This is a genomic window from Apibacter sp. B3919 (assembly GCF_026537405.1).
Lineage (GTDB): Bacteria > Bacteroidota > Bacteroidia > Flavobacteriales > Weeksellaceae > Apibacter.
This window is the reverse complement of sequence record NZ_JAFNMG010000001.1, coordinates 84,077-106,932: the sequence shown is the minus strand read 5'-3', so window position 1 is coordinate 106,932 and position 22,856 is coordinate 84,077. Positions and strand designations below refer to the sequence as shown.

Annotated in this window: 20 protein-coding genes and 1 tRNA gene; 10 read left to right on the top strand and 11 right to left on the bottom strand. The window is 28.8% G+C overall.

Going from position 1 to position 22,856, the window contains the following annotated elements:
• Positions 1–72: 72 nt before the first annotated feature.
• The 5 genes from J3U20_RS00470 to rpe form a co-directional block, all read right to left on the bottom strand.
• A complete protein-coding gene (locus tag J3U20_RS00470) occupies positions 73–1,383 on the bottom strand; it encodes a S28 family serine protease (protein ID WP_160543122.1) in 1,311 nt (436 codons plus the stop codon).
• A gap of 98 nt (positions 1,384–1,481) precedes the next feature.
• A complete protein-coding gene (odhB, locus tag J3U20_RS00465; protein ID WP_160543123.1) occupies positions 1,482–2,702 on the bottom strand; it encodes a 2-oxoglutarate dehydrogenase complex dihydrolipoyllysine-residue succinyltransferase in 1,221 nt (406 codons plus the stop codon).
• A gap of 28 nt (positions 2,703–2,730) precedes the next feature.
• On the bottom strand, positions 2,731–5,493 hold the full coding sequence (locus J3U20_RS00460) for a 2-oxoglutarate dehydrogenase E1 component (RefSeq protein ID WP_160543124.1): 2,763 nt from the start codon (positions 5,491–5,493) through the stop codon (positions 2,731–2,733).
• 316 nt (positions 5,494–5,809) lie between these two features.
• A complete protein-coding gene (locus tag J3U20_RS00455) occupies positions 5,810–6,688 on the bottom strand; it encodes a diacylglycerol/lipid kinase family protein (RefSeq protein WP_160543125.1) in 879 nt (292 codons plus the stop codon).
• A gap of 17 nt (positions 6,689–6,705) precedes the next feature.
• On the bottom strand, positions 6,706–7,359 hold the full coding sequence (gene rpe / locus J3U20_RS00450) for a ribulose-phosphate 3-epimerase (protein ID WP_160543126.1): 654 nt from the start codon (positions 7,357–7,359) through the stop codon (positions 6,706–6,708).
• A 130-nt stretch (positions 7,360–7,489) separates the two neighbouring features.
• Here rpe and J3U20_RS00445 point away from each other — a divergent pair, with 130 nt between their 5' ends.
• From J3U20_RS00445 to J3U20_RS00425, 5 genes are all read left to right on the top strand, one after another.
• On the top strand, positions 7,490–8,050 hold the full coding sequence (locus J3U20_RS00445; protein WP_160543127.1) for a helix-turn-helix domain-containing protein: 561 nt from the start codon (positions 7,490–7,492) through the stop codon (positions 8,048–8,050).
• A 248-nt stretch (positions 8,051–8,298) separates the two neighbouring features.
• Complete coding sequence (locus J3U20_RS00440; protein ID WP_160543128.1) at positions 8,299–9,303, top strand: acyltransferase family protein; 1,005 nt, start codon at positions 8,299–8,301, stop codon at positions 9,301–9,303.
• Positions 9,304–9,557: 254 nt separating this feature from the next.
• Positions 9,558–10,571 carry an SDR family oxidoreductase gene (locus J3U20_RS00435; RefSeq protein ID WP_160543129.1) on the top strand — a complete coding sequence of 338 codons (1,014 nt, stop codon included), beginning with the start codon at positions 9,558–9,560 and terminating at the stop codon, positions 10,569–10,571.
• A complete protein-coding gene (locus J3U20_RS00430) occupies positions 10,564–11,619 on the top strand; it encodes a diphosphomevalonate/mevalonate 3,5-bisphosphate decarboxylase family protein (protein ID WP_160543130.1) in 1,056 nt (351 codons plus the stop codon). Before J3U20_RS00435 ends, J3U20_RS00430 begins: the two co-directional genes overlap by 8 nt.
• 153 nt (positions 11,620–11,772) lie before the next feature.
• Positions 11,773–12,045: an HU family DNA-binding protein gene (locus tag J3U20_RS00425; protein WP_160543131.1), complete on the top strand. Its 273-nt coding sequence runs from the start codon at positions 11,773–11,775 to the stop codon at positions 12,043–12,045.
• Positions 12,046–12,150: 105 nt separating this feature from the next.
• Here the strand turns inward: J3U20_RS00425 and J3U20_RS00420 are convergent, their stop codons facing one another.
• From J3U20_RS00420 to J3U20_RS00410, 3 genes are all read right to left on the bottom strand, one after another.
• Positions 12,151–12,546, bottom strand: coding sequence for a hypothetical protein (locus tag J3U20_RS00420; RefSeq protein WP_160543132.1), 396 nt, complete (start codon positions 12,544–12,546; stop codon positions 12,151–12,153).
• Complete coding sequence (locus J3U20_RS00415; protein WP_160543133.1) at positions 12,533–12,871, bottom strand: phage holin family protein; 339 nt, start codon at positions 12,869–12,871, stop codon at positions 12,533–12,535. Before J3U20_RS00415 ends, J3U20_RS00420 begins: the two co-directional genes overlap by 14 nt.
• Before the next feature lie 69 nt (positions 12,872–12,940).
• Positions 12,941–13,222, bottom strand: a complete 282-nt coding sequence (locus tag J3U20_RS00410; RefSeq protein ID WP_160543134.1) for a YtxH domain-containing protein — start codon at positions 13,220–13,222, stop codon at positions 12,941–12,943.
• Positions 13,223–13,455: 233 nt separating this feature from the next.
• Between J3U20_RS00410 and J3U20_RS00405 the strand changes: the two genes are divergently transcribed.
• The 5 genes from J3U20_RS00405 to J3U20_RS00385 all read left to right on the top strand — a co-directional run bounded on the left by J3U20_RS00405 (position 13,456) and on the right by J3U20_RS00385 (position 17,973).
• Entirely contained in the window at positions 13,456–14,655 is a 1,200-nt protein-coding gene (locus tag J3U20_RS00405) for a pyridoxal phosphate-dependent aminotransferase (protein ID WP_160543135.1), read from the top strand.
• Positions 14,652–15,677: a UDP-N-acetylmuramate dehydrogenase gene (murB, locus tag J3U20_RS00400; RefSeq protein WP_160543136.1), complete on the top strand. Its 1,026-nt coding sequence runs from the start codon at positions 14,652–14,654 to the stop codon at positions 15,675–15,677. Before J3U20_RS00405 ends, murB begins: the two co-directional genes overlap by 4 nt.
• A 28-nt stretch (positions 15,678–15,705) precedes the next feature.
• Complete coding sequence (lpxK, locus tag J3U20_RS00395; RefSeq protein ID WP_160543137.1) at positions 15,706–16,722, top strand: tetraacyldisaccharide 4'-kinase; 1,017 nt, start codon at positions 15,706–15,708, stop codon at positions 16,720–16,722.
• A gap of 93 nt (positions 16,723–16,815) precedes the next feature.
• Positions 16,816–17,496 (top strand): hypothetical protein, encoded by a 681-nt coding sequence (locus J3U20_RS00390; RefSeq protein ID WP_160543138.1) that lies wholly within the window; start codon positions 16,816–16,818, stop codon positions 17,494–17,496.
• A gap of 401 nt (positions 17,497–17,897) precedes the next feature.
• Positions 17,898–17,973: transfer RNA gene (locus tag J3U20_RS00385), tRNA-Met, on the top strand.
• Positions 17,974–18,151: 178 nt separating this feature from the next.
• Here J3U20_RS00385 and J3U20_RS00380 read toward each other — a convergent pair.
• Genes J3U20_RS00380 through J3U20_RS00370 form a run of 3 tightly spaced genes read right to left on the bottom strand, consistent with a single transcriptional unit; the run spans position 18,152 to position 21,895 of the window.
• Positions 18,152–20,152 (bottom strand): DUF3732 domain-containing protein, encoded by a 2,001-nt coding sequence (locus J3U20_RS00380; RefSeq protein ID WP_160543139.1) that lies wholly within the window; start codon positions 20,150–20,152, stop codon positions 18,152–18,154.
• Positions 20,152–20,667, bottom strand: coding sequence for a three component ABC system middle component (locus J3U20_RS00375; RefSeq protein WP_160543140.1), 516 nt, complete (start codon positions 20,665–20,667; stop codon positions 20,152–20,154). Before J3U20_RS00375 ends, J3U20_RS00380 begins: the two co-directional genes overlap by 1 nt.
• Complete coding sequence (locus tag J3U20_RS00370; protein ID WP_160543141.1) at positions 20,660–21,895, bottom strand: ABC-three component system protein; 1,236 nt, start codon at positions 21,893–21,895, stop codon at positions 20,660–20,662. Before J3U20_RS00370 ends, J3U20_RS00375 begins: the two co-directional genes overlap by 8 nt.
• Positions 21,896–22,856: the final 961 nt, after the last annotated feature.

The window sequence follows — 22,856 nt, the reverse complement described above, 5'->3', positions numbered from 1 at the left end:
AAATTTAAATTTAGTTTCCTATTTATATTTTAATAAATTTATTAGTCACTTCTTTTTAAAAATATAAAATAATTAATTCAATAAATTATAATTAGGCCTAATCCCTATCCACTGATTTAAGGAATCGCTCAACTGATTTCTCATCAATTGATCCATGTTTGCGATTCTTGCTGAAGCATGGTTTGCTCCGGGAAGTTCTAATTTAATGGAATTAGTTTTTAAAGAAGGGATAACTTTGGTAGCGCTCCATGTGTCCAATTCCCCATAAATATATATGAAATTAGTACCCTGAGTATCTAACCATTTTTCTAATTTTTTGGTGAGTTTCGGACTATACGTGATTTTTCCTGCTTCTTTAGGAGGAAATGTTGCTAAAGGATTTTCAGTAAAATAGTTTAAATAATTTTTAAATGGTGAAATATCATATCCGTAATATCCCATTTCTAAGGCTGCTTGATAATAATGTGGCGCATATTGCTTAATTTCCTGATCACTAAAAAAACTTATATCAACGGCTTTTATAAGATAATCCACTCCCTTCGCAACCTCGTTTGATTGAGGAATGGAATCACAAGAATATCCCCATTGCCAAAATGAAAAAGGATATTCCAATACTGTATATTCAAAAGCTTTGCCTATGGATCCCAAATATTTATAGGTAAGACCTTTTATATCAGAATAGGCTTGTACATATTTTAAGACTTCCTTTTCATTTTTCAGCATAAACAGTTGAAAATCTTTAATTTTCTTTCTGCAAGTTTCTGATCCCAACGAGTTTAAAAAACTATATATTCGCGAATCTTCCAAAGAATAATTTATCGGGGCCACATACGGCACGGAGGAATCAACATCTTCAGGAAAAAAATATCGATAATATATAGTTGTCTGTCCTCCTTTGCTTATACCTGTACTGATCCATTTTTTACCGTATATTTTTTTAAAAATAGTATTTATATGGTGTAAATCATGAGCTGCATTATAAAGTGTCAAATATTTCCAGTTAAATATTGAAGAGTCGGGTATTGAAGTTCCAAAATATCGATGTTCAATATTTAAATCGTTAGAATTTAAGATTTGCTGCAATTCATTTTTAACATCATACATCCCATACCCTTGCGTTTCCATGAGCATAGGCCGATCAAAGCCTGTATGAGTCAAAATGACTTGTTGATTAAAATAACCGGCATAGGTATCCGACCAATCTAAAGGTTGTTTAATTTGTAACTTATATTGTAAAGGTCCTCCTTTATAAGTTTCAATCCTTTCATAAGTTATATCTTGTTGTTTAGAAAGAAATTCTTCCAGTTTTTTTCTGTCTGACTCTTGAGCTGATAAAATAAGAAACGAAAATAATAGAGTAAAGACAAAGAGTATTCTTTTCATATTAAAATATTATATATGCTTTATTTTAAAGATTTAATCTTAGTATAAAAACGTTTTTGGTTCATAAAAAAAACCGCTATAAGCGGTTGTATAGATTTTTATAATTCTAATGCTTTATTTATGTTATTATTCATCAATAGTTCCAATGGATTTTCAAGTGCTTCTTTCACAGCCACTAAAAAGCTAACCGATTCTTTACCATCGATAATTCTATGATCATAAGAAAGGGCAACATACATCATGGGAGCAATAACAATTTGTTTATTTTTTGCGATGGGCCGCTCAATTATGTTGTGCATTCCAAGAATTGCACTTTGTGGTGGATTGATGATCGGGGTAGATAACATAGAACCAAAAACTCCTCCATTGGTAATGGTAAATGTTCCTCCGGTCATTTCATCCACGGTAATTCTTCCGTCTCTCACTTTTTCCGCAAGGGTCTTTATATTTTGCTCTACTCCTCTAAATGTCATGGTTTCCGCATTTCTAAGTACAGGAACCATTAATCCTTTAGGTCCGGACACAGCTATGCTTATGTCTTGAAAATCATAGGTTATTTTATTCTCACCGTCAATCATAGAGTTAACATCGGGAAACAGTTGCAATGCTCTTACAACAGCAAGGGTAAAAAAAGACATAAATCCTAAATTCACATTGTGTTTATTTTTAAATGCCTCTTTATATTCATTCCTTATACGATAAATTTCACTCATGTCCACTTCATTAAAAGTAGTTAACATGGCGGTTTGATTTTTTACGGTTACCAATCTTTCGGCTACTTTTCTTCTAAGCGCCGATAATTTAACTGATTGGTACGTTCTGACTCCATTTCCTGTAGAATTACCAAGAGATGGAACTGCTTGTAAGGCATCATTTTTTGTTATTCTTCCATTTTTACCGGTTCCTTGAATATCTTCGGGAGAAATATTTTTTTCTTTAATTATTTTTCTGGCTGCGGGTGAACAGGTTCCTTTTACATATGAATCGGCGGATATTTCTAGTGAATTTTCCGTAGTATGAGTAGAAACAGTTGTTTCTGTTTCGTTAGTTACTATCTCTTTTTTATCATGAATTGGATTTACAGCATCCGTGTCAATTAAACATATAATATGTCCTACCTGAACTGTATCTCCCTCTTGAGCCTTCAAAGATATTTTGCCGGAAGCTTCTGCCGGAAGGTCTAAAGTGGCTTTATCGCTGTCTATTTCCGCTATAGCCTGATCTTTTACAACATAATCTCCCTCTTTAACCAACCAGGTTGAAATTTCTACTTCTGTTATTGATTCCCCGGGAGAGGGAACTTTCATTTCAAGTATCATAAGTTCAAATATTTTATTTTTTAATGGTTTATTTTATATTTTCAAACACAGAATTGATTAATTTTTTTTGTATTTTATCGTATCGTTTGTGTGAGCCCGGTGAAGGAGAACCGCTTTCGGATGTATAAATACCTTCAATATTGAATTTTCTAAATTCTTTGAGTATGTACCACCAAGCTCCCATATTTTCGGGTTCTTCTTGTGCCCAAATTAACTCTTTTTGAAAAGAATATTTTTGTAATATTTGTTGGATTTTATCCCAATGTAAAGGATAGAGTTGTTCTATACGTACCAATGCCACTCGATCCTCTTTTAGTTCTTCTCTTTTCTTATCCAATTCATAGAATAATTTTCCTGAACATAAAACGACACGAGTTATTTTTTCTATCTTAGTTGCTTTTGAATCATCGATAACCTCTTCAAAGGCTCCTTCTGCTAATTCTTCCAGGGTAGACACTACTTGAGGATGTCTTAGTAAACTTTTAGGAGAAAAAACAATCAACGGTTTCCTATAATCAGTTTTCATTTGTCGCCTTAAAGAATGAAATAAATTCGACGGAGTAGTTGCATTTACTACATACATATTTCCATTGGCACAAAGAGATAAGAATCGTTCGATCCTCGCCGAAGAATGTTCTGCTCCTTGTCCTTCAAAACCATGCGGAAGCAACATAACCAATCCGTTTTGCATTTTCCATTTATCTTCAGCAGCAGAAATATATTGATCAATTACAATTTGTGCTCCGTTGGCAAAATCTCCAAATTGGGCTTCCCAAATTGTAAGCGAGAAAGGAGAAGTCATGGCATATCCATATTCAAATCCTAAAACTCCATATTCTGACAGCAGGGAATTATAAACATAGAATTTAGCTTTGGTATTCAAGCTGTTTAATAAGATGATTTCTTCTTCTGTGTCTTCCGTTTTAATAACTGCATGGCGGTGCGAAAAAGTTCCTCGTTCAACATCCTCTCCGGATAATCGGACATGATGTCCTTCCGTTAACAGCGAACCGTAAGCCAATAATTCTGCCATCCCCCAATCTATGGTTTGGGTAACATCAATCATATCCCGCCTTTGTTTCAATAAACGTTTGGTTTTATTAAAGAGGTTTTTTCCTTCCGGTATTTCCGTAATTTGATGCGCTATGGTACGCAAGTTTTCCAATGGAAAGGTTGTATCTATGGGTGTTAAAAGTTCGGCAGCTCCTACTCTTTCAAAATCTTTCCATTCTTGCTGCATGAATAATTCAACGGTCGCTTGTTCCATTTCTTTGGAATCTTCCAAATTTTTATCCAGTAACTTTCTGTATTCTTCGTCATCGTCAGCCACCATTTTTTGCGTAATGATATCATCTTTTTCAAGTTTTGCTCGATATATTTCTCTGGGATTCGGATGATTTTCAATTATTTTATATAATTGAGGCTGTGTAAAACGAGGTTCATCGCCCTCATTATGTCCATATTTTCTATAACCTAAAAGGTCAATAAATACATCTTTATTAAAGGTATTCCTGTAATCCGAAGCAAATCGTACTGCATGGATAACAGCTTCTGCATCATCTGCATTTACATGCAATACCGGACATAAAACCGTTTTAGCTATGTCTGTACAGTAGGTGCTGGAACGTGCGTCTAAATAGTTAGTAGTAAATCCTACCTGATTATTAATTACAATATGAATGGTTCCTCCGGTTTTATAGCCATCTAAGTTCATCATTTGAATTACTTCATATACGATTCCTTGAGCGGCAATGGCTGCATCTCCATGGATTAGTATAGGCATGACTTTACCGTAATCTTCTTGATATTCGTGATCTGTTTTTGCTCTTGCAATTCCTTCCACTATGGCATCAACGGTTTCCAAATGCGACGGATTGGGAGCTAAACTTATTTTAATGGTTTTACCTTTTTTAGTTTTATAATTATTACAAGATCCTAAATGATATTTTACATCTCCTGAAAAAATGGTTTCTGAATAATCTTTTCCCTCAAACTCATTAAATATTTGCGAATACGATTTATTAAATATATTGGCTAAAACATTCAATCTTCCTCTATGGGCCATTCCGATAACGATTTCTTCCACTCCCAGTTCTGAGGAATGGTTAATTATTTCATCTAAAGCGGGAATTAAAGTTTCTCCTCCTTCTAATGAAAATCTTTTTTGTCCGACAAATTTCGTATGTAAAAAATTTTCAAAGGCAACGGCATGTGAAAGCTTTTTTAATATTCTTTTCTTTTCTTCTACATCTAAAAGGGGCTGATTAAAATTTTGCTTTATCCAATTTTGAATCCAACGGATTTCTTCGGGTTTTCTAATATATATGTATTCAATTCCAATGGAACTGCAATATTCTTTATTAAGAATATCTATTATTTCTTTTAAAGTATATTCTCCTTCTATTCCTATAATTTTACCGTTGACAGGTACGGATAAATCTGATTCGCTAAGTCCGAAATTTTCTATGCTTAAATCTGGAGTATAGGTTCTTCTTTGCCTGACCGGATTGGTTTTAGTAAATAAATGCCCTCTTGTTCGATACCCGTTTATTAAATTTATTATCTTAAATTCTCTTATGATATCTTCAGAAATTCCTTTTTCATTTGAATATTCCTTTTCACTATATTGATTATATTTAGAAGTTTCATTGTAGGATTTTCTGGCAAAATCAAATCCTTGAAAAAAACTTCTCCAGCTGGGTTCTATACTATCGGGAAATTTCAAATATTTTTGATACAACTCATCTATGTATTCAGAATTGATTGCATTTAAAAATGAAAATTGGTCCATTTTATTTTTTGCTTTAACGGGTATATTTTATTTACTGTATAGGTTCAAATCTACTGATTTTGATAATATCTTCAAAGTAAATATTTTTTATATTATAAATTTATTGGTAGTAAGTGATCAATTATTTTTTGAAAATAAAATTCTTATTTTTAGCTTGTATGTGCTTTGATACATTAACATTCTATATAAATTCCTCATTAACTACCCTATTCATCCTAATTTTAGTTATGCTATAATTTTAACATTTCCAGATTTTATCTATATTTTGAAAATGACATTAAGCAACTTAAAGAATATTAATTTATAGGTTATATATTTAAGCTACTAAAACTTTAAGTGATTGAGGTAATAAGGAAACTGTTAGTTTTTTAGCATTGGTGGGTATATATTCTCCATCAATTTGCAAATATTTTCCATCAAATTCAATTTCTAATTGATTGGATTTAAAAAATATTTTCTTCTTACTTCCGATATTAGTATTTAATAAATATCCCATACCGATTAAACCAAATGCTCCCCAGGAACATTCAGTTATCAAATTAACATCAAATTTACCGTCCTGCAAAGAAGCTTTTGGCGAAATGGAAAACCCGTATCCTAAGCAATTACTGTTAGAAATATTCAGCATCATGGCTTTTCCCTTGAAGTTTTTCGTTTCTGAATGCATATCAATCTGAATGGGCTTATATTTAAAAACACTTGCGATAGCACTTTTAACATATCCTGCTAACTGTCTTTTCTTTTGATGAGCATATTCTTTCACAGTATGTGCATCAAATCCTATACCTGCATTACTGAAGAAATATATATTATTAATCTTTCCACAATCAATTTTTTTACTAGTATGTTGGGAAGTTTTCAACGATTGTAGAGCTTTTTCATAAGTAAGAGGAATATGTAAATGTCTGGCCAATCCATTTCCGGAACCTATAGGAACGATTGCTAAGGGGATTTCTTTATTAAGTAAGGCAGTAGCTACTTCATTAAGTGTTCCGTCACCTCCACAACTTACAATAATGTCGGCTCCTTCTTTAATGGATTGCAATGCAAATTTATATCCATCATCTTTTTTTCTTGTTACTTTGATTTCTTTATCAAAGTCTGCAAAAAGTTCTTCAATCCTATTTTTTACTTTCTTACCTAATCCTTTACCTGAAATAGGATTAACTATAAAATGAATTTTTTTGTCTTTCATTTTAATGGGTTATGAACTTAGTTGGTACTATTTTTTAAATCTTTGATCATTTGTATGGGATCTTTCGCATTGAAAATGCTACTTCCGGCAACCAATACATCAGCTCCGACATCAGTTAGCTTTTTAGCATTTTCGAGACTTATTCCTCCGTCAACTTGTATTAATGCTTGTGAATTTTTTTGAATAATTAGATCCTTACAAGAGGCTATTTTTTTATATGAGTTTTCAATAAATTTTTGTCCTCCAAACCCGGGATTTACAGTCATCACTAACACTAAATCCAAATCTTGGATAGTATCATCCAATAAACTTATATTAGTATGCGGATTTAAAGCCACTCCGGCTTTCATACCTAAATTTTTAATTTCCTGAATTGTCCTGTGTAAATGGATACAGGCTTCATAATGAACTGTAATATAATCTATACCTAAATTTTTAAAAGTTTGAAAATATTGACTCGGATTTACAATCATTAAATGAGCATCTTTGATTTTTTTAGCTTTTTTATTAACGGCTTCTAAAACCGGAAATCCAAAAGAAATATTAGGGACAAATACTCCATCCATGATATCTATATGAAACCAATCGGCTTCGCTCGAATTGATCATTTCTATATCCTTATCTAAATTTCCAAAGTTTGCCGAAAGGATGGAAGGTGCTAGTAGTGCCATTTTTTTTATACAAATTTATAAAAAACTATTAACTAATCGATATTGAAATTTAGCCGAAAAATGAGTGTGACTTACTATCCATCATTTTACACGAAGAATTTAGGCATTACATTTGTATAAAATTTCATTTATGAATTTATATATTAAAAATATGGTTTGTGATCGCTGTATTTTTGCGGTTGAGGAAATTTTAAAAGAAATTCATATTAAGCCGGTTACTGTCAGGCTTGGGATGGTTATTTTAAATGAGGAATTGAGCAAAGAAAAGGAGCATATTTTTAGTGATAAATTAGAAAAGCTGGGTTTCGAGCTTATAAGTGATTCTAATCAAAAATTAATTGAAAAGATTAAATCTCTGTTAATTTCACAAATTCGAGAACATACAGCACCATCGATAACATATTCTGAATTTTTATCCCACAAATTAAACAAAGACTATTCTTATTTAAGCAAACTTTTTTCTTCTTCTGAAGGCATTACCATTGAACATTATATCATTCTTCAAAAAATTGAAACCGTAAAAGAATTATTGTCTTATGATGAATTGAATTTATCGGAAATCTCTTATAAACTGGGATACAGCAGTGTAGCTCACCTTTCTGCGCAATTTAAAAAGGTAACCGGACTAACACCCTCTCAATTTAAAGCTCAAAAAATAAAAACAAGAAAAAGTATAGATAAAATAATATAATATTTCCCATTTATTATTATATATTAATTTATTTATTTAAATATTATATTATTTTAGCATATAAATATAAAATGATTTACTAAAGTTTATGTTTATAAGATATTAAATTTATGATATTTATCTATTTTTATTCAATTTCATATAAAATTTTAGGCTTGAAATAAAATTTTTTATAATATACTTATTAATTTGGACTTTTACTATTATATTTATAGTTTTGTCGTCGTTAATTTAATTGCTTTTTAACAATGAACAGGAATAAGACCTTTGACTCTTTGAAATTTATATTAGTATGTTTTGTAGTATATGCTCATACTACCGACAACCTTTACAAAGATAGAGGAACAGCAGTTTTAGTTAGCTTTCTCTCTACTTTTACCATGCCTCTTTTTATATTTATATCCGGCTATTTTTCAAAAAACATTACGTGGGATAAATATGTCAAATCATTTAAATCTTTAGGACTCACCTACTTAGCAGCACAGCTAACTTATTCCATCCCTTTCATAACTGTACAAGCAGTAACCCTTCCTGCAGATCAATTTAATATTGTTCAAAAAATTATTTCGATTTTCATTCTTCCTTATGGAGGGCTTTGGTATGTGGTTGGTCTATTAGTTTGGAGATTACTTGTTTACTATATTGCTAAGTTAAATTTAAAATTCCCATTAGTGTTTAGTCTTTCACTAATTATACCTTTACTGTTTGGCTTTATAGATATCCAATTAAATGCCTTCAGAGTAATAACCTTCTTTCCGTACTTTGTTTTAGGTTATTATTGCAATGAACAAATGTTCAATAAAATTAGAAAGGTTAATCCAATTATACCCGTTGTTATTTTATTAGCCATATTCACCGGTTTATTCTTTTATAAAAACCTATTTTATTTCGTGATGGCTACTTTTGGGGAAGGATCTTATAAAAGTACTTATCCGACTCTTTTACAGGGATTTTTATATAGAGCATCTTTCTATTTAATTAGTATGATAAGCATTACTTGCGTAATAAGTTTAGCAACTGATCGATTTTATAAATTAGGTAAATATTCGTTGGGAATATTTTTGGTGCATCCTTGTGTTATTTTTATAATATCCGGTATCAGGATGTATTTACTTCCTCCTTTACATATTACCTATCCGATTCTTTTTGATTTTCCACTATCAATAGTTATAACCTTTATAAGTTTATACTTATCGGAAAGAAAACCGGTCCAATATTGGATGAGTCCAATTATGTTTTTTCAAAAAAAATAAAAAAAATTGCCTGTTTAATACAGGCATTTTTTTTGTTATACACCCTTTTTTAAAATACTCATACTTTTATATAAAGATTTTAGAGATAATTTTTTAATAAGCAATTTACTTGTATATTATTTAATTTGTTAAATTGTGTATTTGATAAATAATAAGCTTATTTTTTTTATTCAAACTAACTACTTTATATTTTCAAAACTTAAGCTAATTTCACTAATAAATAAAATTAAAAAGCTGTAATTTAGCAATCCATTATGATATTAGTTACAGGAGGTACGGGCTTAGTAGGAAGCTATCTTTTATTAAAGTTAGCCGAAAAAGGTGAGCAAGTTAAAGCTTTATATAGATCGGAAGATTCTAAACAAGAAGTTTTCAACTTGTTTAAATTATACGAACCGGAAAGATTTAACAAATTATATGATTCTTTACAATGGATTAAAGGGGATATTCTTGATATTATTTCCCTGGAAGAAGCTTTTATAGGTGTAACAAAAGTATATCATATTGCCGGAAAGGTTAGTTTTGATGAAAAAGATAAAAAAGAATTACGCAAGATAAATATTGAAGGAACTCAAAATATGGTTAATTTATCTATTAGTCATAAAATAGATAAATTTTGTTATATAAGTTCAATTGCCACCTTAGACCCCAATTTAGAAGATTCCTCAATTAATGAAAATGCTGAGTGGAATTTTAAATTCAATCATTCTTCCTATGCTTGCTCAAAATACGGAGCTGAAATGGAAGTGTGGAGAGGTTCTCAAGAAGGATTAAATGTATTAGTTGTATATCCGGGTATCGTATTAGGTTCCGGAAATTGGAAACGAGGCAATGGATTACTCTACGATCAGGCATATGCAGATCGAGCCTTTTATACTTCGGGGATCACCGGATGTATTGATGCTTCGGATGTCGCCGATGTTTGTATACGACTTATGGATGATCCTTCAATAAGTAATGAAAAATTTATTTTAACTGCAGACAACATATCGTATAAAAACCTCATGTGCCTGTTAAGAAAAGAATTGAACAGGAAACCTCCTATTAAAATATCTAATTCATTGTTAAAAAGGATATCCGTATTGTCTCGATTTTTACCCGGTAAGAAAACTATAAGTAAGCCTGTTTACTTAGCATTGACTTCTCAAAACACCTATTCCAACGACAAGATAAAAAAATTATTGTCGTATGCATTCATACCTATTCAAGATTCATTAAAATTTCACGCTAAAAATTATCTACAATATAAAAAATTAAATAATGACTGAGGAAAATTTTATTCCATCTGAAACGTATAAAAATATAGAAAATGGAGAAGTGAACGCTAAATGCAGTTCAAACATAGCATTAGTTAAATATTGGGGTAAATATGACACACAATTACCTGCCAACCCATCTATAAGTTACACACTTACCGAAAGTTTTACGGAAACTTCAATCCAATTTCAAAAATCTGACACCTTTTCGGTAAAAGTATATCTTGAAGACCAAATTCAAGAAAATTTCGCAGCAAAAATTCATACCTATTTTCTATATATAAAAAAGTATTTACCATTCATTGACCAATACTCCTATTCCATACATACCAAAAACTCTTTTCCTCACAGTAGTGGAATTGCTTCATCTGCATCCGGATTTGGTGCTTTGGCCTTATGTCTTATGAATATGAGCGAATTATTGGGAGAGAAAAACTCGGAAGAGTTTACGTTAAGAAAAGCTTCTTTTTTGGCTAGATTGGGCTCCGGAAGTGCATGCAGATCAATTTACAAGGGATTGGCTATATGGGGTAAAAGCCCAAATATACCTTCCAGTTCCGATTTATATGCTATTCCTTTTCCCTATGAAATAGCTCCTATATTTAAAGAAATTCAAGATACCATTTTATTGGTCCATGAAGGATCTAAACAAGTGAGCAGCTCCGTTGGCCATAGTTTAATGAAAGGACATCCCTATGCATCCACACGTTTCCAAGAAGCAAATAAAAATTTATCTGAAGTTTGCGATTTGATTCAATCCGGAGATTGGGAACAATTTGGTAAAATAGTTGAACATGAAGCATTGACACTTCATGCCATGATGATGACTTCTACCCCGCCCTATATTTTGATTAAGCCTAACACTTTGGCGATCATTGATAAAATTTGGAAATTCAGACACGATTCTAACGCTCAATTATATTTTACTTTGGATGCCGGAGCTAATATACATTTGCTTTATCCTGAAAGAGAAAAAGGTCTGATTACCAGTTTTATAAAAAATGATCTTATTAAATATACTGAAAATGGAAATTTAATATTAGATAGGGTTTTATTTTAAACATAAGGTATAAAAAAACAATTTAATTCTTAACAAAAAAATGTAAAGTCTTCTTTGTTAGAACGAAAAAAAGAGGGAATTTGCTTGTTTATATCAAACAAAATATTACCTTTGTTAAATTAAGATAAATAACCTTATTAAAATTAAATCATCATGAACAAATCAGAATTAATTGATGCAATTGCAGCTGATGCTGATATTACTAAAGCAGCAGCAAAAAAAGCTTTAGATTCATTTTTGAATAATGTAACCAAAGCATTAAAAAAAGGAGACAAAGTTACTCTTGTAGGTTTTGGAACTTTTTCTGTTTCTAAAAGAAGTGCAAGAGAAGGAATTAATCCTCAGACAAAAGCTAAAATTAAAATTCCTGCTAAGAAAGTTGCTAAATTTAAAGCAGGTGCAGAATTATCCTCTGCAGTTAACTAGATAAACTAAATTAATTAAGTTTAAAAAAATTAAAGGCTGTTATGATAACAGCCTTTTTATTTATTTTGTAATGGATTTAACATGTATCTAAAAAAATACTACTTTTTAAATTTCGTCATCTTCATTAATATTCCTCAGAGCTTTAACTTCATTTCTGTTACGTATAGTTGATAAAATATTCCTACCTTTAGAAATGACCATAGGAACAACATAAGAAGAAGCTAACATGATCAATTTCCCTGATAAGGATTTCTTATTTACAAACCTTGAAATTACCTTTTCAGTTCCGAAACCTATTCCAAAATTAATTAGCATCTTTAAGAGATTTGAATTAGAAGCAAAGTTTAATGCTTTGTTTCCTACATTATCATTAACTAAACCTAAGGTTTCAGGTAAATGACTTAGGGATAGTTTATTCTCCATATCAGAAATCTCATCTTTTAATACACGTTTACGTAATAAAAAATCTTCGTACGTATATCTTCCGTTAGTTTTTGTCATTAAGTTCATTTTCTTTTACATTTAAATGTAATTCAATAATTTTCCTCTCAATAAATTTTTTGATTTTCGAATAATTGGAAAGAAGAATCATAAAAATGATGAGATAGATACAAGAAATAATTAAAATGCCTAATCCCATATTATTAAAATGAGTTCCAAGCATTACTCCCAGAGCAATACTGGCTAAAAATAAGAACATCATTCCTAAGCTGAAAACAATAATGATGAAAATTACTATGCTCAACAAACCGGAAATAGTCTCAGTCAATTCCAATTTAAGAAGTTCAATTCTATTATTGATATATTTTTTTACAAAACCTAACATAAGTTATTAAAATATAGTGATAAAATTAAAAAAGAGTCATTAAAACAGACTCTTTTAAATTTTCAGTAATTATTTTTTGGTCAACTCATCGTATTCCTCCGCGAGATGATCAATTGTCTCATCTTTTTTTCTGTTAAACTCTTTTTTGTACTTATCATACCCCTCCTTCAATTCATCTTTATATTTATGATAAGAATCCTTAAGACTTTCCCCTAAATCTTCTGCTTTTCTTTTTATTTTTTTACGGGTGTTTTTACCTTTATCAGGAGCAATTAACACACCGGCAAGAAATCCGGCAACAGCTCCTAATACCATACCGGTTAAAACATTTTGAGCATTTTTATTTCCCATACTAATTACTATTAAATATTATTATAATGTTTTTTTAGAATTTTCGCACTTTACTTAAGACAAGAAAAAACAACTAAGATTATCAATTATTTAGCTTATCATTTAAATAAATTTACTGTTTATACAATATGCTTAAACTATAATAATTAAAAATTTAAAACTTATTTTTAATTTTGTTGCCTTAAACAAATTTACTCAATAAATTTGTAATTTCCAAAACAACATAAAAAATTATGCCAAAGTTCTCTTCACGAGGTTTAAATATGCCTGAGTCTCCTATTAGGAAACTAGCTCCTTATGCAGTTAAAGCAAAGGAAAAAGGGTTGCATGTATACCATTTGAATATCGGACAGCCGGATATCAAATCCCCGCAAACTTCCATTGATGTTTTAAAAAATATTGATATTGATATTTATGCGTATACTCCTTCTGAAGGAAAATTTGATTATAGAGAAACCCTAAAAGATTATTATCACTCGTTAGGATTCAATGACTTAACCAGAGACAATTTTATTATTACCAACGGGGGGTCTGAAGCTCTTTCATTTTCTTTAAGTTGCTTATGCGATCATGGAGATGAAATTATCGTTCCTGAGCCGTTTTATGCAAATTATTATAGTTTTGCAGAATCTATTGGTGTTACTATAGTTCCCATTGTTTCAACTATTGACAACGGATTTTCATTACCCGATATTGAAAAATTCGAAGAAGTTATTACACCCAAAACCCGTGCAATTCTCATTACCAATCCAAGTAATCCCACAGGTTACCTTTATTCAAGAGAAGAATTGCAAAAATTGGCAGATATAGCTATTAAACACGATATATTTCTTATATCCGATGAGGTATACAGAGAATATGTATACGATGGATTAACGTTCCATTCCGTATTAGATTTTCCTGAACTTAAAGATAATGTGATTGTTGTAGATTCCGAATCCAAACGTTACAGCCTTTGTGGAATCCGTTGCGGTTTTTTAGTTACCAGAAATACAAAATTTTTGGAAATAGCCTTAAAATTCGCCCAAGCTCGTTTGAGTCCATCTTTAATTGGACAGATTATTGCCAATGCCGCACATAAACAACCTCTGTCGTACATTGAAAACGTAAGAAAAGAATATTCGGAAAGACGGGACTTATTGGTAAAATTACTTAATGAAATCCCGGGGGTAATTTGTCCCAATCCCAAAGGATCTTTTTATTGCACTGTAGAATTGCCGGTTGATAATGCTGAGGATTTTTGTTTATGGATGTTAAAAGACTTTGAGTATGAAAACGGTACGGTTATGCTTACCCCTGCACAAGGTTTTTACTCCAACCATGAACATGGCAAAAAACAGGTTAGACTTGCTTATGTAATCAATAAAGATGACATTGCCCAATCCATAAAAATTATCAAAAAAGGTTTAGAAAAATATAATTCACTTCAATGATAGTTCAGGAGAATAAGGATATCAAAAAATTTACGACTTTTCAAGTACCTGCGCTTTGTAATTTTTTTACGGAAATATCTACACTCGAAGAGCTTAACGAGGCTTTAAATTTTTCTGAAAATCAAAATTTACCTGTATTATTTATAGGGGGAGGAAGCAATATTTTATTTACAAAAGCTTTTCACGGATTAGTTATACAAATTAAATTAAAGGGAATTCAAGAAAGGCCGGGTAACGATGAGAATCATGTATTCGTATCTGCTATGGCTGGAGAAAATTGGGATTCTTTTGTGAGCTATTGTGTAGCTAAAAATTACGGAGGATTGGAAAATTTATCTTTTATTCCCGGAAATGTTGGAACCTCTCCTATACAGAATATCGGAGCTTATGGAGTTGAAATGAAAGATTGTTTTTATCAATTGAAAGCTCTTAATCTTAAATCCCGTGAAATAGAGATTTTTTCTTCTGAAGATTGTAAATTCGGATATAGAGAATCTTTTTTTAAGAATGAAGGAAAAAATAAATATGTCATTATTGAAGTTACTTTTCGATTAACCACTAAAAAACATAAACTTAAACTCTCATATGGAGATATAAAAGAAGAACTTATAAAATATAATATTTCTGAACCCTCTTTGCTGGACGTAAGAAATCAAATTATAGCTACCCGTAAACGTAAACTTCCTGATCCCGCACTTTTGGGAAATGCAGGAAGCTTTTTTAAAAATCCGATTATAACGATCGATCAATTAACTAAAATTCAAGAAAATTACCCGAATATAACTTTTTATACCATTTCCGATACTTGGGTTAAGATTCCTGCTGCTTGGTTAATTGAAAAAGCCGGTTGGAAAGGCCAAAAAATCGGAAACGTGGGTGTACACGAAAAACAACCGTTGGTGTTAGTTAATCTGCATAATGCCAACGGAGAAGAAATTTTATCACTATCAAACTCTATAATTGAAGATGTTAATAAAATTTTTAATATTCAATTAGAACGAGAAGTAAATATCATCTTATAAATTTATATTTTTGCTTCCTTATTAAAATATGAAGATATTCCTTTATCCCTTTGCCGGTCTGTATTGGCTGGTTACTTATATTAGAAATAAATTTTTTGATTGGGGACTTTTACATTCAAAAAGTTATAAAAAACCGATTATCACGGTAGGAAATTTAAGCGTTGGAGGAACGGGTAAATCACCTTTCGTTATATATTTAATCGGATTGTTAAAAGATACTCATCTTATAGGCGTTTTGAGCCGAGGCTATGGCAGGAAATCCAAAGGTTTCCACTTTGCAAATTATACCACCAGTTATGAAGATATTGGTGATGAACCTATGCAATTTTTTTTACGTTTTAAAAACAAAATAATTGTAGGAGTAGACGAAAAAAGAGCCCATGGAATCGACAATTTAATCAAGGATTTTAATCCTGATCTTTTTATTTTAGATGATGCTTTTCAACATCGGTATGTAAAGGCGGGATTGAATATTCTTTTAACAGATTACAGTCATCCCTATTATGAAGATCATATTTTACCTGTTGGTCGTTTACGTGAAGGCAGATACGGTGCTAGAAGGGCACAAATAGTTGTTGTTACCAAATGTCCCGAAAATTTAGATGAAGAAAATAAAAAGACCATTGAAAGAAGATTAAAATTACAACCCTATCAATCATTGTTTTTTTCAACCATTATATACGAAAAACAGGTGATCTCTTCTACTTTAACTTTACCTATTGATGATCTGCTTTCTTATCAGATCCTATTAGTAACAGGAATAGCTAAATATCAGGATATATTGGAATTTGCGGAAAGTAAATTTTCATCGGTTACTCATTTACAATTTAAAGATCATCATAATTTTTCGGAAGCGGATATAGTTGAAATTGAAAAAGCTTATCAAAAATTAGATGGTAAAGCAGTCATTTTAACTACTGAAAAAGACTTTATGCGGTTAAAACATTTTCAACAACTGCAAGATATTCTTTTTTATCTTCCTATTAATATAAAATTAGACAGACCGGAAGAATTTAAAAAATTACTAACGAAATTCGCAGGATAAAGAGAGGTACTCATCTTTGAAATAGATATTTATCTATATTTGAATGGATTTCCTTATCTTTATCACAAAATTTTAACATTAAATTACCTTTACATGAATAAAAAGATATTATTTTGGGTTTTTCTTATTACAGGAATAATATGGATTTTAGGGGCAAGTTATTGGTATATATGGATTGAAAATCTGGATTTAAGCAAATTAAATTTAAGCAGCAATGACCCGAATACTAAGGCTTTTTTTAAAGCTGTTTCTGTGGTATTCGTACCTTTATTGATCACAGCTTTTCTTTTTTATTTTATAGGTTTATTGTTTGGTAAAAAAGAGGAAAAATATTTTACGGATATTGAAAAAGAAAATGAGCAATTAAAAAACGAAATTGCCACACATATTGATAAAATTGAAACCATGAAGGTTTTATATACCGGTGGAAAAATCAGAAGAAGACCCATAGAGACGCTTGAAAACACCTCTCCCCTCTCTGCTTCTGAAAACGGTATTGTTGATGAAGAAAATAAAGAAAATACGCCCATTAAAAAAGACGATTTAAAAATTATTGAAGGTATTGGTGAACGTATTGAATTCTTTTTAAATGAAAGCGGCATTTATACTTGGGAACAACTTTCTCAACAATCTGTAGATTCATTGAAAAATATTCTTGAGCTTTATGAAGGAGCTTCTTATCGTATACACAATCCAAACCATTGGCCGCAACTGGCTGAACTGGCTGCAACAGATCGATGGGATGAGTTTGAGGCTTTGCAAAAGTCCTTGTAGAACAAATTCTGTTTCTTTTTTTTATTTATAAAATATAAAATCGAGAGATTTTAAATTTATATTCTTGTTTAATTTATTTACAAACGTTTTGATTTTAATTGTAAAGTCTTAAAAATTAAATGCCTCCATCGTTCATTATTGGTTAATAACTAAACGTAATTATAAATTTATCAATCTTTTCTACTAAATCTTTTTTAAATAATAAGTTATCTGACGTTTTCAATTCTTATATATATAAAGGGTTGATAGAGTTACTTTTAACTCAGCTATTTTTGATGCGGACTATCTATATTTATCAAGATAAATTCTATTTAATTGTAAAAAATTCACTTTTTACCTGAAAATTTTTAAATAAAACTTGCATTGTAACAAATTTGTTGTATATTTGCACTCACAAACATCGCGGGATGGAGCAGTAGGTAGCTCGTCGGGCTCATAACCCGAAGGCCACAGGTTCGAGTCCTGTTCCCGCTACCAAGTTTAAAAGAGAATCAAGAATATTGATTCTCTTTTTTTGTTTATGAATTTATTATTTAAAATAAAAATTTTATATACTTCTTTTAGATTTATTTAATTTTTTAAATTTTAGTAAAAATATTTTAATATTAATTATTATATTGAAAAATGTTTATAATTTTTTTCAATTAAATAAAAATTAAATATTATTATAATTTGATTCCCATTCATATGGAATTAATGCATCACAGTCTTCATCCCATTTTTCAACTAAATTGAATTTATCACAATTAGTTTCATTCCATAATGATTCAGGAACATGTTCAAGAATTATTAATTGAATTTTAAAATCAGTTTTTTTCATAAACTCAAGAGATGTAGTGAAAATCTTTTTAGTATGTTCAAGATCTTTGGATTGTTCTGTAAACTCTTTTGGATAATATACTTGACTAGGTTGGTCTAAAACTAAAAAACTGGGAATAAAGTTTATTTTACCTGTTTTTTCGAGTTTATAAAAATATTCGTGTAATCCAAAAATAGTAGCAATATGATATCCCATATAATTTGCTCCGCTTCCTATCCTGGATAAAAAATATTTATTTTTTGATTTAATATCTTCAATCTTAATACCCAAACTTTCAGAAGGGTCAAAAAATACTCTTATATTATCATTATTTTCAATAGGTAATAGTTTTATATAATTGGAAATTGTTTTGTTAAGTTTATTCAAGGAATTTTCTTTGTCAAACTTCCTTTTAAGTTTATTAAGAACAACTTTATCTTCGACGATAGCTTGCTTTAACAAATTAATTTCTCCTTCAAGTTCATTAGATGGAGATATCTTAGCAAGATTTTCAATTACATGTTCAATTTTACCAATAAATTCATATACTCTTTGAATAGAGTTTTTGTTTTGATTTTCTTTAAAAAGTAAAATTTTAAGATTTTTGTCAATTTCAGTTATTTGGGTTTCTTTAGCTTTTATGCTCTCTTTCAATACTTTTCTCTCCTTATCAAAACTTAATTCATTGGATTTTGATTTTGCAAGAACTTCTAAATTCTTCTTTCTTTCTTGATTTAAACGTAATAGCTCATCAATTGCCTTATTCGAATTAGAACCACAAAAAGGGCAATTGCTATTTCCTTTTTTATTTAAAAACCATTCTATAGGTTTCAATCTTATTTCTTTCTCCAATACAACATCATTAATATAAAGCTCCCTTGAATTGTCAATTTCAATAACTTTATTGTATTGAAATCTTAAATCATCTAAATCTCTGATAATTTGATTTCTTTGATTATTTAAATTATTTAATTTTTCAGAAAATCTGTTAGCTGTACCATCTTTGTATAAATAGCCAGATTTAACATTGGAAATTATATTTGAAAGCTCATTCTTGATAAGATCAACATTTGATGATTCTATGCTTATATCTGATTTAGTTAGACCAATAGTAATTGCTTCAGTATAATAATTATAAACATCAGATTGCCAATTTTCATATTGACTTTTGATTTGTTCAAATTTTATTAACTTATTATTTTTATCTTTTTCTTGTTCAATGATTTTCTTTTCTAAATCAATTATTTCGTAAGATTTATACCCTAAAATTAAAGGAAATATAGTTTTTAACTTTTGCAAATGTTCCCAAGAATCAGTTTTGTAAAACATTGTTGTTGGGTTGGCAATTATATTTTGAGTTTGAAATTGAAAAGCAGCAGTATCCCTAAAACCAGCGGAGGCGTTAAAAGAATTATTATTTTCATTATTTTCAGTTTCAATATTTTTGAATCCAGCTGTATTATTGATAAAAGACTTAAAATATACTAAATTTATATAGTAATCTTTTTTATTTGATAACCAAGTATTACTTCTCAAATCAATATTTTTATCTGAGGTTTCTTTGTAAAAATACATTTTTGATTTATGTTCCTCATAATTTTCTCTACCTATGAAATAATATTCATCATTGATTTTTACATAAAGAGCAAAAACCTCAGTAGTATCTCTAATCAAGCCTATTGGGATATTACAATCTCCACTTCCTAAACAATAATCTATAATGCTAATTATTGCAGATTTTCCTTTATGACTGGTTCCTGTAATAATATTGATTTTATCTTCTTTGAAAGATAAAATTCTTGGTTTAAGATCTCTATTCTTAGGATAAAGTATAATATTTTTAATATATAACTGCATTAAAATCTTATATTTAATTCTAATTGAATATTTTTTTCGTCAGTTTTTGCAAACATATTTCCAAGTTTACGGGCTGTATCTTGAATATTTTTGATAACATTTTCTCTATTTAAAGAGGTTTGAATTATTATTTCTTGTTTTAAGTTTTCTTCCGAAATTGTAATTTCATTATTTTTATTTATTCCTAATAATTTTTTATTAAAAGCGAGGTTGAGAGCATCAAATGTTTGAGGAGACATTTTATTAGCCCTATCTTGTAACCCCAATATTATACTTTTATCTTTAATAATTGCATTAACCAATTCATTTGAAGATTTTAAAACTCCCATATTTCTTCTATTATATACAATAGGGAGTACATAAAAAAGATATTCCAGTTTAGGGAAAGAGCTTTTGTTCTTTTTATTTTTTGCGACCAGTGTATAACCTTTTACAAAGCTATGGCAAGCTAATGCTCCTATAGCTATGTTTTGAAGTATATCATATAAATTAAATTCAGTTCTAAAATTATTCATTATTTTTATTAAATAGATTCTCCCAATTTGGATGCCATCCAATTTCTGGAATATTAGATAATTTCAAAAAAGTTCCATTTTTAATATATATATTATCAGTATTAAAACTAATATCATTTTTAAAATTAACTTGTAGTATATTAATTATATAGGTAAAAACATCTATACCTAATTCATTCATTTTTTCATCAGTATAATTATCTAATTCTTTATTTATTAGTCTATAAAAATATTCTTTCCATTTTTCTTTACAAACGTTTAAAAAATCCATAAAATCCTCTTTGGTTAAATTTCCTTTATCAATTAAGTAAGTATGCTCAATTTCGTATCTAAGAAAGTCTTCTATTGCATTTCTTACAAAGAATTTTTTAAACTTATCATTTGTTTTCAGAATATTAATTTGTTTAACGAAAATTTCATCTTTTTTTGATTCAAAATCTGCATTATCAATATTAATATCTCTTTTAGCTCTAAATATAGCATTAATAATAGAGGGATAATTTAAATTTAGGGTGTATTGATAATCAAAATCCTTTTTGTTAATTTCAGCATCTTGATTATTATTCCATTTATACATACAAGTATTTAATATCCAGCCATATAAATTATTATATATAGTTTCCTGTTGTAATTCACTATAAGAACTAATTCTTAATTTGGAAATAATCTTTTTTTTCAAATTTGTATTATCATAAACAAATAAGTTAGAAACTATTATTTTTAATTCGGTTTCATTTTTAATAGCAAAATCAATTAATGTTAAAATATTTTTAACATATTTTCCTCTTTTAGAGTCTTTTTTTTTGTACTTATCTAATTTATTTTTTTGAAATTCTCTTAAATTTTGAATTTTATCTTTAACCAAATCAAAAGAATTTTTATTTTGAAACATAAATTTTACTAAAGCATCATCAGGAATTTTTTTGTTTGTAGAACATTGAAATTTTGTTGATTTATTAAGTACTTTTGTTTTAATTTTTTGGATCCATAACTCAATTGTTCTCCATAGATCTTTACTGGTATCTTCAAAAGTTGTTCCGCTATCTGCTATACTATTTTTATCCTGCTCAACAATTAATATAAGTTCCTCATCTGAATGAACAGCAACATCATCTATTTTTTCAATTGAAATATAACTTTCATCCTCTTCAAGATTGCAAAGAAGATAAAAAGCTCTCTCAAATTGATAAAGATAACCAGAAATAGATCCTTTAGCTGAATCTGTCATGGATAGTAAATAATGTAATAGAAAGTTATATTCAAAGATAAAAAAATTAATCTTTAAATTTCTAAATTATTACACAATTTTTATGTATTTTTTTTAATTAATTATTGATTAAAATATATAATTAACATTTATTTATACATTTTAAAATTTACATAGTATAAGGAAATATTTTATAAGCTAATTTTATTTATTATTTACTTATTTATTAAAAAACATAGTTAAAAGTTATAAATTTAAAATAGATAAAAATCAAATTACATATAAATACTATTATTTAATCCCATATAATATATTTATATAAAATAAATATTTAAATTGATATATTTATAATAAAAAACTTATAAATTATGTAAAATATAATTTTAGAATATATATTTATATTGAAGAAAATAGAAATATCATTCTTATTCAGGAAAAATGGAAATATAATTGATTAACGACGGTTATCCCATTTTAAAGTATAATGAAAAAAATTTTCAACCATTTTAATGCTGTAAACTTCCAACATCTTAAAAATTTTAATATTATTTTGTTCTCTTTATTGGTTGAAATTTCATTAGATTTTGTTTTCTTATATTTCCATTTTTTAATAACCTAAATTGAATATATCTTCATAATATTTAAAATTTTATTACCATTTTCATAGTTAAAAACAATTATTTTTATATAAATACGTTATTATACTATATAATTAATTTATTTTTTTATTTATTAAAACTATAAGCTACTAAATCTATAATAAAAATATTTAAATATGTTAAATGAACTAAAAAAAATAATGAATGAAAATTCAATTCAAAAAATAATTTTAGGAAAGAAAATATTATATGAGCAAATAAAATTTGTTATATTGTTTATAGTATCATTATTAATAATTATATTATGCATAAATATCTGTTTAACACTTTTAAATCTTAAGAAATATAATTTAGTTGTAACATCATTAATATCTAAACTTTAT

Bases quoted from the DNA above. Each gene is read 5' to 3' on its own strand.
- J3U20_RS00370 (WP_160543141.1), bottom strand. From the start codon at position 21,895: ATGACAGATTCAGCTAAAGGATCTATTTCTGGTTATCTTTATCAATTT.
- J3U20_RS00390 (WP_160543138.1), top strand. From the start codon at position 16,816: ATGAATAAAAAGATATTATTTTGGGTTTTTCTTATTACAGGAATAATA.
- J3U20_RS00410 (WP_160543134.1), bottom strand. From the start codon at position 13,222: ATGGGAAATAAAAATGCTCAAAATGTTTTAACCGGTATGGTATTAGGA.
- J3U20_RS00430 (WP_160543130.1), top strand. From the start codon at position 10,564: ATGACTGAGGAAAATTTTATTCCATCTGAAACGTATAAAAATATAGAA.
- murB (WP_160543136.1), top strand. From the start codon at position 14,652: ATGATAGTTCAGGAGAATAAGGATATCAAAAAATTTACGACTTTTCAA.
- J3U20_RS00470 (WP_160543122.1), bottom strand. From the start codon at position 1,383: ATGAAAAGAATACTCTTTGTCTTTACTCTATTATTTTCGTTTCTTATT.
- J3U20_RS00435 (WP_160543129.1), top strand. From the start codon at position 9,558: ATGATATTAGTTACAGGAGGTACGGGCTTAGTAGGAAGCTATCTTTTA.
- rpe (WP_160543126.1), bottom strand. From the start codon at position 7,359: ATGGCACTACTAGCACCTTCCATCCTTTCGGCAAACTTTGGAAATTTA.
- J3U20_RS00455 (WP_160543125.1), bottom strand. From the start codon at position 6,688: ATGAAAGACAAAAAAATTCATTTTATAGTTAATCCTATTTCAGGTAAA.
- J3U20_RS00415 (WP_160543133.1), bottom strand. From the start codon at position 12,871: ATGTTAGGTTTTGTAAAAAAATATATCAATAATAGAATTGAACTTCTT.
- J3U20_RS00420 (WP_160543132.1), bottom strand. From the start codon at position 12,546: ATGACAAAAACTAACGGAAGATATACGTACGAAGATTTTTTATTACGT.
- odhB (WP_160543123.1), bottom strand. From the start codon at position 2,702: ATGATACTTGAAATGAAAGTTCCCTCTCCCGGGGAATCAATAACAGAA.
- J3U20_RS00440 (WP_160543128.1), top strand. From the start codon at position 8,299: ATGAACAGGAATAAGACCTTTGACTCTTTGAAATTTATATTAGTATGT.
- J3U20_RS00460 (WP_160543124.1), bottom strand. From the start codon at position 5,493: ATGGACCAATTTTCATTTTTAAATGCAATCAATTCTGAATACATAGAT.
- lpxK (WP_160543137.1), top strand. From the start codon at position 15,706: ATGAAGATATTCCTTTATCCCTTTGCCGGTCTGTATTGGCTGGTTACT.
- J3U20_RS00445 (WP_160543127.1), top strand. From the start codon at position 7,490: ATGAATTTATATATTAAAAATATGGTTTGTGATCGCTGTATTTTTGCG.
- J3U20_RS00425 (WP_160543131.1), top strand. From the start codon at position 11,773: ATGAACAAATCAGAATTAATTGATGCAATTGCAGCTGATGCTGATATT.
- J3U20_RS00405 (WP_160543135.1), top strand. From the start codon at position 13,456: ATGCCAAAGTTCTCTTCACGAGGTTTAAATATGCCTGAGTCTCCTATT.
- J3U20_RS00380 (WP_160543139.1), bottom strand. From the start codon at position 20,152: ATGCAGTTATATATTAAAAATATTATACTTTATCCTAAGAATAGAGAT.
- J3U20_RS00375 (WP_160543140.1), bottom strand. From the start codon at position 20,667: ATGAATAATTTTAGAACTGAATTTAATTTATATGATATACTTCAAAAC.